Annotated in this window: 11 protein-coding genes; 6 read left to right on the forward strand and 5 right to left on the reverse strand. The window is 70.2% G+C overall.

Going from position 1 to position 14,553, the window contains the following annotated elements:
* The first annotated feature begins 333 nt into the window (after positions 1-333).
* On the forward strand, positions 334-687 hold the full coding sequence (locus tag DFR74_RS17400) for a hypothetical protein (protein ID WP_067510781.1): 354 nt from the start codon (positions 334-336) through the stop codon (positions 685-687).
* 61 nt (positions 688-748) lie between these two features.
* Here the strand turns inward: DFR74_RS17400 and DFR74_RS17405 are convergent, their stop codons facing one another.
* A complete protein-coding gene (locus DFR74_RS17405) occupies positions 749-1,669 on the reverse strand; it encodes an ADP-ribosylglycohydrolase family protein (protein ID WP_067510782.1) in 921 nt (306 codons plus the stop codon).
* Between the two features lie 276 nt (positions 1,670-1,945).
* On the opposite strand from DFR74_RS17405, the gene DFR74_RS17410 reads away from it, so the two are divergent.
* On the forward strand, positions 1,946-3,151 hold the full coding sequence (locus DFR74_RS17410; RefSeq protein WP_067510783.1) for an MFS transporter: 1,206 nt from the start codon (positions 1,946-1,948) through the stop codon (positions 3,149-3,151).
* Between the two features lie 13 nt (positions 3,152-3,164).
* Here the strand turns inward: DFR74_RS17410 and rarD are convergent, their stop codons facing one another.
* The gene (gene rarD, locus DFR74_RS17415) at positions 3,165-4,082 is read right to left on the reverse strand and encodes an EamA family transporter RarD (RefSeq protein WP_067510784.1); all 918 of its coding nucleotides are present in this window, start codon (positions 4,080-4,082) and stop codon (positions 3,165-3,167) included.
* A gap of 125 nt (positions 4,083-4,207) precedes the next feature.
* Here rarD and DFR74_RS17420 point away from each other — a divergent pair, with 125 nt between their 5' ends.
* From DFR74_RS17420 to DFR74_RS17435, 4 genes are all read left to right on the forward strand, one after another.
* Positions 4,208-6,631, forward strand: a complete 2,424-nt coding sequence (locus tag DFR74_RS17420; protein ID WP_067510785.1) for a cation-translocating P-type ATPase — start codon at positions 4,208-4,210, stop codon at positions 6,629-6,631.
* A gap of 91 nt (positions 6,632-6,722) precedes the next feature.
* Positions 6,723-7,541, forward strand: a complete 819-nt coding sequence (locus DFR74_RS17425; protein ID WP_067510786.1) for a PhzF family phenazine biosynthesis protein — start codon at positions 6,723-6,725, stop codon at positions 7,539-7,541.
* A 119-nt stretch (positions 7,542-7,660) separates the two neighbouring features.
* Positions 7,661-8,608: an Rpn family recombination-promoting nuclease/putative transposase gene (locus DFR74_RS17430; protein ID WP_067510787.1), complete on the forward strand. Its 948-nt coding sequence runs from the start codon at positions 7,661-7,663 to the stop codon at positions 8,606-8,608.
* Between the two features lie 51 nt (positions 8,609-8,659).
* Entirely contained in the window at positions 8,660-8,905 is a 246-nt protein-coding gene (locus DFR74_RS17435) for a hypothetical protein (protein ID WP_067510788.1), read from the forward strand.
* 177 nt (positions 8,906-9,082) lie between these two features.
* Here DFR74_RS17435 and DFR74_RS17440 read toward each other — a convergent pair whose 3' ends face one another.
* The 3 genes from DFR74_RS17440 to DFR74_RS17450 form a co-directional block, all read right to left on the reverse strand.
* Positions 9,083-12,352 (reverse strand): arabinosyltransferase domain-containing protein, encoded by a 3,270-nt coding sequence (locus tag DFR74_RS17440; protein WP_067510789.1) that lies wholly within the window; start codon positions 12,350-12,352, stop codon positions 9,083-9,085.
* Positions 12,353-12,473: 121 nt separating this feature from the next.
* Positions 12,474-12,992 carry a hypothetical protein gene (locus DFR74_RS17445; protein ID WP_067510790.1) on the reverse strand — a complete coding sequence of 173 codons (519 nt, stop codon included), beginning with the start codon at positions 12,990-12,992 and terminating at the stop codon, positions 12,474-12,476.
* Positions 12,993-13,084: 92 nt separating this feature from the next.
* Positions 13,085-14,425 carry a DNA polymerase IV gene (locus DFR74_RS17450; RefSeq protein ID WP_067510791.1) on the reverse strand — a complete coding sequence of 447 codons (1,341 nt, stop codon included), beginning with the start codon at positions 14,423-14,425 and terminating at the stop codon, positions 13,085-13,087.
* Positions 14,426-14,553: the final 128 nt, after the last annotated feature.

Here is a 14,553-nt window from a genome sequence, read left to right on the forward strand (position 1 = left end):
AACGGACCGGGGCAATGGTTCGTGACGGATCAACCCATCCGAAATTTATTATGACCCGATTTTCGGATTGATCCGGTGGCCAATTCTCCCGGACTTTAACGCTCCGTAACCGGTCCGTTACCCGGCCATGATCGGAATAAATAATAGGAATTCGACATTCCTGTGGCTACCACCACAGTATTGCCGATATCGGGATGACACCACCACCGAGTGCGACCGAGCGCACATCCCGCATCCGGCGGGCGACCGCCCGGGCAACCCGCCGAAAAACCCCGCCCTCGCTCGAGTAGTTCTGCGCAGTCGCCCTGCTTGCGCCGCCACCACACTGAACGCATGACGTATCCGCCGACCGCCCAGCGCCCCGTTCGCACCTGGGACGCGGTGCTCTCCGTGGTCCTGTACTCGGTCGCCGCCCTGCTCGGCGCCTTGGCCGCCTACATCACGGTCTTCTTCGTCATGGCGGCCGGCGCGTGCAGCACCGAATCCACCTGCGACGAGGGGCTGATCGTCATCGCGATGATCCTCTCCTGGGGCGGCACCGCACTCGCGATCCTCGGCATCCCCCTCGCCCTCCTGATCGCCGCACTGAAGCGCTGGACCATGTGGTGGTGGGGAGCGCTCGCGAACGTCCTGGTCATCGCCACATTCTTCGGCGGCGTCGCGCTGGTGTACCACGCGGCGGGGTAAGGGTGCGGCCGCGAAATCACCACGCCGACTTGCTAATTCAGCAGACCCGGTAACGCCCCGTTCAGGAAGCGCTGGCCTCGACGATTCGCACACCGAGGGCGGCGAGATCGTCACCGGTGAGCCCCGGATACCCGTGCAGCATCTCCCGCCACCGATCCGGCACGGCCGACGCACCCCAGCGCGCCCCGAGCAGCCCACCCGAGATGGCGGCGGTGGTGTCGGTATCGCCGCCCGCTCGCACGCACAGCTCCAGCGCGGCGGGCAGATGGTCCGGTCCGGAGGCGTCGGCGGTGGTGATCGCCCACCACGCGGTCTGGAAGGCGTGCACCACCCAGCCGTTGTTCGAGAAGTCCGACGGTGCACCGGTTTCGGCCTGATCCAGCAGTGCGTGCCATTCGGCCGCATGCGCCGTGGCCGCCGCGCGCACCCCATCGAAGTCGGCCGCCAGCACCGCGTGCCGGATGGCGTGACTCCAGATCCGGCACGCCTCGACGGCCTGCGGATCGCGGTGGGTCAGCCGTCCGATCTCGTCGGCCGCGCGCACGCACCCCTCGGCGTCACCGAGGTAGGCCAGCGCCACCGGCGCCGTGCGCATCAGCGAACCGTTGCCGCCGGTGCGTCCCGGCAATCCGTCCGCGCACCGGCGCATCGCGGCCGCCGACTCCGGGCGCGCACCCAGCACCCGGGCGGTCTGCACCCCGATATCCGCGGGCCCCGAGTCGTACCAGCGCACGAATCCGGCGGCGACCTCGTCCAAGTCGATACCCGGCCCCTTCTCGGCGGCCAGCGCGATCGCCAGCGCCATCGAGGTGTCGTCGGTCCACTCCCCCGGCGCGAAATTCCCCAGCCCGCCGCCGATCATGTCGATCACACGATCCGGCCCCGGGTGGGTGAACTCGTACCCGGCTCCGAGCGCATCTCCGGCCGCGGTCCCGAGCAACACGCCCGCCGCCCGATCCCGAATCCCCTCGTCGACGACCATCCCGAACCCACCCTGTTCCGATGTGCCCCGTGTGCCCGCCCACTCTACGCGCGGCCTCCGACAACTCCGGAGCGTTCCCGATCCCATGGTCCGGCAGGCGATCCGAAGGGCCGTGGCGCACAATGCACGGATGAACCAGCGGCGGCCTGTCTTGCCTGCCGGCTTCGGCCGGCACGATCAGCCACCTCCGGTCGTATGCGTCACGGGATCCGGCATCCTTCGCCCACAACGATTCCGGGGCACGCGGTCCGGCGACGCACGAGTCCGCACTCGCTCATGACCGCCGTCGGCGAACGCTCACCGCTGCGGACGTACCTGGCGTCGCGGGCGCTGGCGCTGACCGGTGGTTCGGTCGCCGAAGCCGTGCTGCCGCTCATCGTGGTGCTCACCCTCGACGGCGGCGCCGCAGCGGTCGGCGCCGTCACCGCCGTCACGCTGGTGGTCAGTCTCACGACCCGCGTGCCGATCTCGGCGTGGGTCGACGCCCGGCCACACCAGATCCGCCTGCAAGCGTTCAGCCAGATAGCCGCGGCCGCCACGGCGGTGCTGATCCCGCTGCTGTGGTGGTGGGATCTGCTGTCCCTGCCCACGTTGCTCGCCGCCGTCGTGGTGATCGTGCTGGCCAGGACCGTGGTGTCGAGCCTGGGGCACACCACCGTCAACCAGCTCGTTCCCGCCGACGACCGCGTGCGGGCGGTGGGAGCGCTCAACAGTCTGTCCAGCGCCGCCGACATCGCCGGGCAATCCGGTGGTCCGGCCTTGCTGAAACTGCTGCCCGCCCCGGTGATCCCGTTGGTCGACACCGCCATGAATCTGGTCTCGGCCGCGCTCGTGTGGCGGTTGCGCGGGTACGAGTCTCGTGATCAGCCCGGGGACGCGGCCGAGACCGTGACGGTGCGGGTGTCCGAGGTCGCGCGGTCGGTCATGGCGCAGGGCCCGGTCCAGGTGTTGTGGCTCTCGGGCATCGTCGGCAGCCTGCTCGCGCCGGTGACGGTGGTCTTCCTGATCCGGGAACTCGACATCGATCCGGCCCTGGTCGGTGTGCTCATGGCCTGCGGCGCGCTCGGCGGTATCACCGGCGGCCTGCTCGCCCACCGCGTCCTGTCCCGTCTGGCCATGTGGCCGCTGATCGCGGTCTCCAGCGCGCTCTCCGGGGCGGCGGCCGCGCTCCTGCTCTCGGCACCGCGTCTGCCGGGCGCTGTCTATCCGCTGGTCATCGGCTTCGAATTCCTGTCCGCGTGCGCCGGAACCCTGCTCGTGGCCGCCGTCTACGGCACCCTGCAAACCCGCACCGAGCACGCGCGGATCGCGCGGGTGATGTCGGTCGCGAGCACCGGGATGGAGGGTCTGGCGTTGGTGGGCATCGGCGCCGGAGTCCTCGTCGCCGCGCGCTGGTCGGAACTCGCGACGATCACCACCGCCGCGATCGGATATCTCGCGCTCGCCCTGATCGCGGTGATCGCGGCCCTGCGCCGCCGGTAGGTGTTCGCCCGGATCAGTCGGTGCGAGTGGGGGTTTCGACCGGAGCCGGCACCGCTTTCCGCCGCCGCGACCGCACCACCGCATCGGTGGTGAACACCACCAGTGCGGCCCAGATCAGCGCGAAACCGGCCCAGCGGGAGGCGGGCATCGGTTCGTGCAACACCGCCACGCCCCAGAGCATCTGGAGGGCCGGGGTGAGGTATTGCAGGATGCCCATGGTCGAGAGCGGAACCCGTTGCGCGGCAACGGCGAACAACAACAGCGGCACCAGCGTGACCGGTCCGGTGGACATGAGCAGCGCCGCGTGGTCGACGCCGGAGGTGAACTCGCTGCGCCCGGTCACCAGCAGGAACACCACGAACGCCAGCGCGAACGGCGCGGCCACCATCCCCTCGGCCGCGATGCCGCGCAACGCGTCCAGCTGGATCACCTTCTTGACCAGCCCGTACAGTGCGAACGAACAGGCCAGGCCCAGCGCGATCACCGGCGGTCGCCCGTAGTCCACCGTCAGCACACCCACGGCGACGACGCCGAGCCCCAGCGCCCCCCACTGCGCGGGCGTGAGCTTCTCCCGGAAGATCAGCACCCCGAACGCCACGGTGACCAGCGGATTCACGAAGTAACCGAGCGCGCACTCCACCACGTGCCCCGACACCACCCCGTACACGTAGATGCCCCAGTTGCACGAGATCGCCAGCGACGCCAGACCGGCCAGCCGCCACGTGCGCGCGTCGATCCCGCGCATCTCCCGCAACCGCCCGGTCACCGCCAGCACGATCAGCACCACGACCAGCGTCCACAGGATGCGCTGGGCCAGCACCTCCACCGCGCTCGCGAACGCCAGCACACCGAAGAACGCGGCGAACGACCCCCAGATCAGATACGCCCCGACACCGAACCCCACACCCGGAACCGACCCGACACGCCGCACCCCTGCCAGGCTACTGCTCGGCGATCGTTCATGGGATGAATACCCCGCCCGGTCGCGACCCCATTTCCACCGCCGGTGCGGCTCGGCGGGGACCGCGCCCGCAGCGCCCCGTTAGGCTTGCGTGCATGTCGATAACCGTGCAGGACCCGGCCGCGACCGGACTCACCGCGGCGGAGGTGGAACAGCGGCGCCGCGACGGTCTCACCAACGACGTGCCGGATCGCGCGAGCCGGTCGGTGCGCGACATCGTCCGCGCCAACGTGTTCACCAGGATCAACGCCATCCTCGGTGTGCTGTTCATCCTGATCATGGCCACCGGCTCGCCCATCGACGGCATGTTCGGCCTGCTCATCGTGGCCAACAGCGCGGTCGGCATCATCCAGGAAGTCCGCGCCAAGCGCACCCTGGACCAGCTGGCCATCGTCGGCCAGGCCCGCCCCACGGTGCGCCGCGACGGCAAGGCCGTGGAGGTCGCGCCGAAAGAGGTGGTGCTCGACGATCTGATCGAGCTCGGTCCCGGCGACCAGATCGTGGTCGACGGCGTGGTCGAGGAGTCCGCGCTGCTCGAGGTGGACGAGTCGCTGCTCACCGGCGAGGCCGACCCCATCGACAAGGCCGTCGGCGCGCCCGTCATGTCGGGCAGCTACGTGGTGTCGGGCTCGGGCAGCTACCGCGCCACGAAGGTGGGCCGCGACGCCTACGCGGCCAAGCTCGCCGACGAGGCCAGCAAGTTCACGTTGGTCAATTCCGAACTGCGCAACGGCATCAACACGATTCTGAAGGTCATCACCTACCTGCTGATCCCGGCGGGCGCGCTGATCATCTACAACCAGCTGTTCTCCAGCGGCGAGTCGTGGCGACCCGCGGTGAGCGGCATGGTGGCGGCGCTGGTGCCGATGGTGCCCGAGGGCCTGGTGCTGATGACGTCGATCGCGTTCGCGGTGGGCGTGGTGCGGCTGGGCCGCCGCCAGTGCCTGGTGCAGGAGCTGCCCGCCATCGAGGGCCTGGCCCGCGTCGACGTGGTGTGCGCCGACAAGACCGGCACGCTGACCGAGAACGGCATGCGCCTGTCGGAGGTGCGCCCGCTCGACGGCATGGACGAGGCGCAGGCGCGCCAGGTGCTGGCCGCCATGGCGGGCGACGATCCGCGCCCCAACGCGAGCGTGCAGGCGATCGAGGAGGCCTTGCCGGACACCCCCGGGTGGCGGCACACGGCGGTGGCGCCGTTCTCCTCGGCCAAGAAGTGGAGCGGCTTCTCCTACGGCGAGCACGGCGACTGGCTGCTCGGCGCGCCCGACGTGCTGCTCGACCCCGACTCCGAGGACGCCCGCACCGCGGAGGAACTCGGCTCCTCCGGGCTGCGCATCCTGTTGCTCGCGCGCAGCGACCGCCCCGTCGACGCGCCCGACGCGCCCGGTGTGGTGACGCCCGCCGCGCTCGTGGTGCTCGAGCAGAAAGTGCGTCCCGACGCCCGCGACACACTGGATTACTTCGCCAGCCAGAACGTTTCGATCAAGGTGATCTCCGGCGACAACGCCGTCTCGGTCGGCGCGGTCGCCGCCTCGCTGGACCTGCCCGGCGGCGACCATCCGGTCGACGCGCGCGAATTGCCCTCCGACCGTGAACAACTCGCCGACGAGCTGGAGCGCGAGACCACGTTCGGCCGCGTGCGCCCGGACCAGAAGCGGGCCATGGTCGGCGCGCTGCAATCGCGCGGCCACACCGTCGCCATGACGGGTGACGGCGTGAACGACGTGCTCGCCCTGAAGGACGCCGACATCGGCGTCGCCATGGGCTCGGGCAGCCCCGCGACGCGCGCGGTGGCGCAGATCGTGTTGCTGGACAACAAGTTCGCCACGCTGCCCTACGTCGTCGGCGAGGGCAGGCGGGTGATCGGCAATATCGAGCGCGTGTCGAATCTGTTCCTCACCAAGACCGTGTACTCGGTGCTGCTGGCGTTCCTGGTGGGCGTCGCGGGTGTGGGTTCGCAGATCTTCGACTACGAACCGATCGGCTATCCGTTCCTGCCGCGCCACGTCACGATCGCGGCCTGGTTCACCATCGGCATCCCGGCGTTCATCCTGTCGCTCGCGCCGAACAACGAACGCGCCCGCACCGGATTCGTGCCGCGCGTCATGCGTTTGGCGATCCCGTCGGGTGTGGTGATCGGCGTCGCCACATTCGTGGCGTACCTCATCGCCTACGAGGGACCGAACGCCACCGACACGCAGAAGGAACAGGCCGGCACCACCGCGCTCATCACGCTGATCATGATCGCGGTGTGGGTGCTCGCCATCGTGGCCCGCCCGTACGTGTGGTGGAAGGTGGTGCTGATCGCGACATCGGTGGGCGCGTATGTCTTCCTGTTCACCGTGCCGTTCACCCGCGAGTTCTTCGCGCTCGATCCCTCCAACTGGGCGCTCACCTCCGCCGCGTTCGTCTGCGGCGCGGTCGGGATCGTGCTGGTGGAGGCGGCCTGGTGGATCAGCGCGGCCCTGCACGGGGAGAAGCGCAGGCTCATTCCGGCCTCGCCGGGCGGCAGCGCCTAGGTGCTCCCGCGGCGGCGCGTCACCCGGCGCGCCGCCGCATGAGAAGCCTTGTGCGAAGCGATCATTCGCTTTAGGAGTACCTTCTCCGGATATGGAGGTACTGCTGCACCAGATCGACGCGTTCGCCGACGCACCGTTCTCGGGCAATCCGGCGGCCGTGATGCCGCTGACGTCGTGGTTGCCGGACGGGCTGCTGCAAAGTCTGGCCGAGGAGAACAACCTCGCCGAAACCGCCTTCTACACCTCGCAATTACCTCCCGAGGCGGTCGGGCCGCCCGACGACACGCCCGCGTTCCACCTGCGCTGGTTCACCCCCGCCACCGAGGTGGATCTGTGCGGCCACGCCACCCTGGCCACCGCCGCCCACATCCTCGAGGACCTGTACCCGGGCCACGACCGCGTCGCCTTCCACACCCGCAGCGGGTGGCTGATCGTGGACCGCACCGACGACGACGAGTACGTGCTCGACCTGCCCACCTCGGAATCCGTTGCGGTGGAACCCGATCCCGCGTTGGTCGCCGCGCTCGGCGTCACGCCCGTGCGCGCGTTCTCCGGGCCCGACGAAGTGATCGTCGTCGCCACCGAAGCCGAGGTCCGCTCCGCCCGGCCGCTGCTGTCGAACTTCCCACCCCTGCGCCGCGGCGCCATCCTCACCGCTCCCGGCGATGAAGCCGACTTCGTGTCCCGCTTCTTCGGCCCGGGCGTGGGCGTGCCCGAAGATCCGGTCACCGGTTCCGCGCACGCCCAGCTCACCCCCTTGTGGGCGGCGGAACTCGGCCGCACCGAACTCACCGCCCGCCAACTCTCGCGGCGCGGCGGAAGCCTGCGCTGCGCACTCGCGGGCGACCGCGTCCTGCTCTTCGGCCGCTGCCGCCGCTACCTGGACGGGGTCGTGACCCTGCCCGACTGAGCACTCGGCTGGTTTTGGCGACCGGTACCAAGCGGTGTCAAATGTGTTCGCCCACAGCGTATTCGGCGCGCCGTGTCCTATTCGTTACCTGTCGGGGGTTCGGCGTAGGTTCTCGCCCCATGGCCAAGCCCCCGCCCAACCCCCACGACGCGTACTTCCGGCGCGTCATGTCGCGCCCCGACAACGCTGCCAGCCAGTTGCGTGCGGTACTACCCTCCGGGCTGGTCGCCCGCATCGACTGGTCGGAGTTGAAGCTGTGTTCGACCAGCCTCGTCTCAAAAGAATTGCGCTCGCGCTACACCGACTTGGTGTTCAGCACCCGGGTCGACGGACACCCCGCCTACCTGTACGTGCTGATGGAGCATCAATCCACCAGCGACCGGTTCATGCCGGTGCGCATGCTCGAATACGTCGTCGGCATCTGGAACCAGCACCGGGCCGAGACGGGCTCGGACACCCTGCCCATCGTCGTTCCCGTAGTGGTGCACAGCAACGGGGCCAGCTGGAACGCGCCGACACAGCTGAGCGAGATGTTCGACCTCGACCCCGATCTGCACGCGGAACTCGCCCCGTACATCCCCACCTTCCAGTTCCTCTTGGACGACGTCGCCGAACTGGATCTCACCGTGGTCGGCCGCCGCGGCCTCACCGCCGACGCCACGATCATGCTCGTCCTGCACAAGATCGCCAAGGGCCATCCCCACCTCGGCGAAGCTATACTCGAATGGCTCGACCAGCTGCGGTCGGTGATCGACCTGGACGCGGTTTTCACGTATATGTTGCAGGTCAGCGAAACCCCGGAGACCGATTTCGACCCCGTGATCGACCGACTCGGTCCTGAGGCCAAGGAGGCATTGATGACCACCGCAGAACAGCTCCGCGCCGAAGGTGAAGCACGCGGCGCAGCACGCGCACGTGCCGAGATGCTGATCGTGCTGCTGGCGGAGAAGTTCGGCACCCTGCCGAACAGCGCCATCGAGCGAGTGCGTACCGCGGACGCCGACCGCCTGCACACATGGGCACGGAGGATACTGACCGCCAACACCCTCCACGACGCTCTCGCCTGACCGAGCACGGCACTACAAACCAGTCGGCCACGAGGCCAGGGGGAGGCATTGATGACCACCGCAGAACAGCTCCGCGCCGAAGGTGAAGCACGCGGCGAAGCGCGCGGGCGCGCCGAAGGTGAAGCGCGCGGCGCAGCACGCGCACGTGCCGAGATGCTGATCGTGCTGCTGGCGGAGAAGTTCGGCACCCTGCCGAACAGCGCCATCGAGCGTGTACACGCCGCAGACGCCGACCGCCTGCGCACATGGACGCTGAAGATTCTGACCGCCAGCACCCTCGATGAGGCACTTGCCTGATCGAGGGTGCTCGGCGGTCGATGCGGCGAGTGACGGTCGACGTAGTCGGCTTTCGCTAAGTGTGAGACCCATGCTCGCGGAGGGATCCGTGGTGTAGCTGGATCTTGTTCCGCCACTCGAGCATCACCGGCGAGCCCGCGCAGGGCGCGAACAGCTTCGCGCCCGCGCGGGTCCCGCTCAGTACGACGTGATGATCGGCCCCGGGGTCCACGTCCCCCAGCGCTGAGTCGGATCGATCCGGACTTCGGCCGTGCCCGCCGACGGGTCGAGGGGGATGTACTGCTCCAGGGACCCCCAGTCGCGGTCCCAATCGTGGTTCAGGTAGGCGGGGAGGGTGCGGGCGGTGAAGAGCAACTGGGTCCAGCCGAGCGGGCCGCCGCCGTCGTGGCCCTGCCACATGTTGGTAATGGTGGCGCCGTTGCGGTCGGGCAGGATGCGGTAGGCGGGCAGGTCGGAGATGCCGTTGCGGGTGGGCAGGTGGTTCTGGCAGGGGAAGTTCATGCCGACCGCCCAGTCCATCAGCACCGGCGTCTCGGAGCCCACCAGATCGGTGAGCGTGGTGGTCCGCGGCACGCGCGGCGGCGTGACCGCCAGCCACTGATCCCCGCCGAGGTCCAGATCCTGGGCGACCAACCGCACCACATCGGCCCGCTCGGGCAGCACGTCCAGCGGCACACGCAGATTGCGCCACATGGGCGACGGGCCGATGTCGAGCGGCACCGTGCTGCCGAGCACGTCCACCCCGCCGGCCAGGTTCACCGCACCGTACTCGAGGACCAGATCCTGGCCGGGACGCACGATCCCGTCGGCGTCCACGGACTTGATGCGCCCCGCGGCCGCGATCGCGATGATGTCGCCGCGACTGCCGTCCACGGCGGCCGGCAGCCCGTACCAGCCGGTGGTGAGCGCGGCGGGCGTCTGCGCACCGTCGCGGTAGCTGCCGAGCACGGGCGTGGTGGCGGGGTCGAGACCGAACGGCAGCGCGACGGTGCTGCCGTTGATGCCCACACCCTGGGAGGTGTCGGATTCCGAGCCCGCGTCGCGCGCCGCGTCGCGCAGGTCGTCCTTGTCGCTGGAGACGGAATTGGCACGGCCCGTGGTGGATTCGACCTCGTCGGATTCCAGCACCGGCGCGACACCGTTGGGATCGAAACCGGTCGACTCCGTTCCGGCCAGCGCGACCGCCACGTCCTGATCGAGCGGACGGAGCATGGACGCGTTCGGATCGGTCTCGACCAGCACGTCGTCGGCCAGCCCGCAACCACCCGAGAAGGCCGCCGCCACATTGGATTTCGCGAGCGAGTACGCGGGATACTGGGCCACCGCGCCCTTCACGAACGACCCCACCTCGAACAGCACCATCGCCGCCGCCACGACGGCGAGAATCGGAATGCGCGAGACGAATCCGGACACCGCGCCGGAGGTCGGGCGCCACGGGCTGATGTGGAACACGGCGGCGGCCGCGAGCGCGAGGACGGCGGCGCCGAACGCGAACGTCGACAGCCCGAACCCGGCGAACGTCGGCGGTTTGTCCCACCACGGGATGCCCCACGCCGAGACGTACCAGTAGCCGTTGGACCCGACGAACGTCATGGCCATGACGAAGAAGACGGCGGCGGCGAGCAGCGCGCGATTGCGCACGGACCGCAGCACCCCCGGCCCGACCGCTACCGCGGCGACCGCCGCCACGCACGCCGCGAGCCCCGCGAAGACGCCGAACTGATGATTCCACTTGGTCGGCGCGAACATCAGCACCGCCATCGCGCCGAAGGTGATCCCGAGCATCCGCACCGTGGGCCCGGACGCCACACCCGGGATGCGACCGCCCTTGCGCAGCAATACCACCACGCACACCACCAGGCACAGCAGCATGAGGAACACACCGAACCGGCGGGTGAGCCAGCCGTCACCGCTGGGCTGCAACAGGAACTGGTAGCGCAGGAACTCGAGGAACCACGACTCCCCCGGTTTGATCTGCGCGTGCACGGCGAACATCTCCCGCACACCGGCCAGGGTGCGGTCGGCGAACACCACGGTGAGCACCACGAGCCCGGCCGCGCCGAGCGGCAGGAGCTGCGCCGCGTAGCCGACGGTCTTGGCCCGCGCCACGATCACCGCCGCGAGCGTGCGCGCGCCCGCGACCAGCGCCAGCGCCGCGATCAACCCCGACGGCGCGGCGGTCAGGGTGAACGCCGCGATGATGATCGCCACGGCGAAGGGCAGCAGCCGCCGGGTGGCGATCGCGCGCTCTACGGTGACCCAGGTGAAGATCACGCCCGCCGCGACGAACGGTTCCGCGCGCAGACCGTTGTTGTAGGGCAGCCAGAACGCGAGGAACACCAGCGCCGCCGTCCACTGCGCGAGCCCGCCGCGCACCGCCGCGCCCAGGCGCGGCAGCACTTCCCGGCTGATCACCCACCAAGTCAGCAGCGCGAGCACGGTGGTGGGCAGCCGCACCCACGGACTCACCGCCGACACGTGCGCCAGCCAGGCGATGACGTCGGTGTAGGGCGTGTAGAACGGACCCTCGTCGACGCTGAACCAGCGGTAGTAGTTGGACATGGTGCCCGAGCTGTGGGTGCCGCGCGCCATGCCGAGGATGTAGCCGTCGTCGGAGGTGTTGGCGCCGATGAAATGCCACACGGCCAGCGTCGCGAACACCACCCAGTCCACCGGCCCGAGCCGCCACCAGCGGGCGGGCAGGAAGCGGCGGTTCACGCGGCCGTCCACCCGGTCGAGCCGGTGCAGCGCCACCAGCGAGACCAGCGTCGCGAGCAGGCACAGCGCGAGGACGACGAGCTTGAGCGGCGTCGGCGAGCTGCTGTAGCGGGAGTCGGCCTCGATGTCGACGCGCAGGCCCTCGGGCGCGCCGCCGGTCAGCTCGCTGAAGACGCCCACCACCTGTGGGCGCAGATCATCGGTGCGGGTGGCGCCCTCGTTCCCGAGGCCGCTCACCTCGACGGTGGAGCCGGTGGGCGTGAGCGCGATGGCCAGGTCACACTGCTGTCCGCGCACCGCGTCCAGCGGGGCCGACCAGAGCAGGGTGCCGCGCGAGACCACGTCGACCCGGCCGGGGCCGTCCCCCGAATCGGCGACGACCTTCACCACGAATCCGTAGCGCTCCCTATCCGGCGCCTGCCGGGGAATCGTCGAGACCGCCACCCCGCCGGTGGCGGCGAGTTCGGTGAGCGCGATGCACGGCACCTGCGCCGACAGCGACACCGGCGCGTACGCGACCAGCGGCGCCTGCACGCCCGTGACGGCGCCGTGCTGCGGCCAGCTGATCGTCGCGGCATCCACTCGCACCGGCAGGAACGGCATCGCGACCGCGCACAACGCGCCGATCAGGGCCGCGAGGAGGGCGACGGGGCGCGCCCACGCACCCGAATCGCGTTGCGCCGTCCCGGCTCCGGAATCCGCCGTGGACGGCTGCTCCGCCCGCACCATCGTCGTGTCAGCCACGACGCCCGATAGTAACGATGTCTACGGAACAGTCGAATCCGGCCGCGTACGCGGCGGCCGCCCACACGACACGCGTGTGGGCGGCCGCAGCGGTCCTCGATGCGCGTCAGGCGGCGCAGGCCACCGACTGCTGGCCCAGCGCGGTCAGCATCTGGCAGGCCCATTCCTTCTGGACCTTCCACTTGCCGTCCTCGGCGACGAACGGCACGTCGGCGATGTTCTCCTGGCCGTTCAGCACGATCTTCGCCTTCGCGTTCACGACAGAACCGTAGGCGGCCACGTCGGTGACCTCGACGGTCGCGCCGGTCTGCGCGTACGCCTGGGACAGGCGGCCCGGCAGCTCCGGATCGGCCTCGGCGCCCTGCACCATGTCGAGCTTCTCCTCGTTGGGCACGTTCGGATCCAGCGCGCGCTGCAGCTGCGCGTTCAGATCTTCGACCGTGGGCACGGGCGGCAGGTTCTCGTCCTGCGCCGCCGCGGTGGTGGTGGCTGCCGCCGCCGCACTGGTCGTCGTAGTCGCCTTGGCGGTGTCGTCCGAGTCGTCACCACCGCAGGCGGTCAAGCCGAGGGTGGCGGCGACGGCGAGGCCGGCGATCGCGATGCGTCCAGTCGTACGAAGCTTCAACTGCTCGTCCTTTGCGTTCGAGGGGGAGGGTCCGTGTGTCGGCGACGGCGCCACCGTAACCGGTGGAGCCGCACGGGGTGTCAGGCTACCGGTCACCGAAGGCTGTCGAGCGGATCAGCACGGGACAGACCTATGTCGTCGGCGCTGAACGTACGCGCCGGACCGGGCCCTGTCGAGCTCGTCTCGAACCGTACCGTCACCACGCCGTGCCCCGCACCCTGCACCCACCCGTGCCCGAACTCCGGGTGCGCGACGTCCATCCCGGGCGACCAGAACAGCGGGCGGCCTTCGGGTTCCGGCGTCTCGGTGACCGGCTCCGCGGCAGCCGCCTCCTCGGTGACCTCGCCCCGGTCCAGTTCCGGGAACAGCGATTCCTGCCGCACCGTGGACAGTCCGCCGTAGCCCACGCCCACCAAGCGGATCGGGCCCAGCTCGACGGGGTCGATGGCCGAGCGCTGCGCGGCGGCGGTGAGCGTGGCCAGGTCGGTGGTCGCGTACGGGAGCGTGAACGACCTGGTCACGATGCTCATGTCCGATTTCTTCAGCTTCAGCACCACGGTGCGCGCCGCGCGGCCGTCGCGGCCGAGCCTGGCGTGCGCGGCGGCGGCCATGGTCTCGATGGCGGGACGCAGCTGCGCCAGGGTGACGATGTCGGTCTCGTAGGTGTTCTCGGCGCTGATCTGTTTGGCCTCGGCGCGTTCGGCGACCGGGCGGTCGTCGATGCCGCGCGCCAGCCGGTGCAGCGCCGTGCCGACGCTGCCGCCCAGCAGCGACGCCGCCTCCGCCTCGGGCAGCGCCGCGAACGCGCCGACCGTCTCGATACCCAGCGAACGGAGCCGTCCTTCGGCGACCGGGCCGATCCCCCACAGTTTGCGCACCGGGAGCGCGGCCAGCATGGTCTGCTGCTCGTCGGGGGAAACCACCCGGATGCCATCGGGTTTGGCCAGGCCCGACGCGATCTTGGCGAGCTGTTTGCCGGTGCCCGCGCCCACCGACGCCGAGAGCCCCGTGCGTTCGCGCACCACCGCGCGCAACTCCTCGCAGAACTCGTGGACCCGCGAGACGGTGGCGCCCGCCAGTTCGGCCGGTTCGCCGAACGCCTCGTCGAACGACAGCGTCTCCAGCACCGGGATGCGGGTGCGCAGCGCGTCGAACACCCGTCCGCTCACCACGCCGTAGACCGCGCCGCGCGGCGGCACGACCACCGCCGTCACCCCGACCAGGCGTTTGGCCTGGTGCATCGGCATGGCCGAGCGCGCGCCGTAGACGCGGGCCTCGTAGCTGGCGCCCGCCACCACGCCGCGCGCGCCGGTGCCGCCGACCAGGACCGGGCGGCCGCGCAGGGTGGGGCGGGTGAGCTGTTCGACGGAGGCGAAGAAGGCGTCCATATCGATGTGCAGGACCCAGCGCCGGGCGGACGGGTCAGCGGCCATGACCGTGCCGCGCCGGGGACCACGGGGCCGCGATGTCGGCATCGCTCGCCGAAACGCAGGCACGGGCGAACTCGCCGACGCGCCGCACGCGCGCGCCCCTCGCCCGGTCGGTCCGCATGCCGGAAATG

The sequence above is a fragment of the Nocardia puris genome (genome assembly GCF_003315035.1).
Taxonomy (GTDB): Bacteria; Actinomycetota; Actinomycetes; order Mycobacteriales; family Mycobacteriaceae; genus Nocardia; species Nocardia puris.

Excerpts from the sequence above, each read along its gene's own strand:
- DFR74_RS17450 (WP_067510791.1), bottom strand. The coding sequence starts at position 14,425 with ATGGCCGCTGACCCGTCCGCCCGGCGCTGGGTCCTGCACATCGATATG.
- DFR74_RS17400 (WP_067510781.1), top strand. The coding sequence starts at position 334 with ATGACGTATCCGCCGACCGCCCAGCGCCCCGTTCGCACCTGGGACGCG.
- DFR74_RS17430 (WP_067510787.1), top strand. The coding sequence starts at position 7,661 with ATGGCCAAGCCCCCGCCCAACCCCCACGACGCGTACTTCCGGCGCGTC.
- DFR74_RS17405 (WP_067510782.1), bottom strand. The coding sequence starts at position 1,669 with ATGGTCGTCGACGAGGGGATTCGGGATCGGGCGGCGGGCGTGTTGCTC.
- DFR74_RS17435 (WP_067510788.1), top strand. The coding sequence starts at position 8,660 with ATGACCACCGCAGAACAGCTCCGCGCCGAAGGTGAAGCACGCGGCGAA.
- DFR74_RS17420 (WP_067510785.1), top strand. The coding sequence starts at position 4,208 with ATGTCGATAACCGTGCAGGACCCGGCCGCGACCGGACTCACCGCGGCG.
- DFR74_RS17410 (WP_067510783.1), top strand. The coding sequence starts at position 1,946 with ATGACCGCCGTCGGCGAACGCTCACCGCTGCGGACGTACCTGGCGTCG.
- DFR74_RS17440 (WP_067510789.1), bottom strand. The coding sequence starts at position 12,352 with ATGGTGCGGGCGGAGCAGCCGTCCACGGCGGATTCCGGAGCCGGGACG.
- DFR74_RS17425 (WP_067510786.1), top strand. The coding sequence starts at position 6,723 with ATGGAGGTACTGCTGCACCAGATCGACGCGTTCGCCGACGCACCGTTC.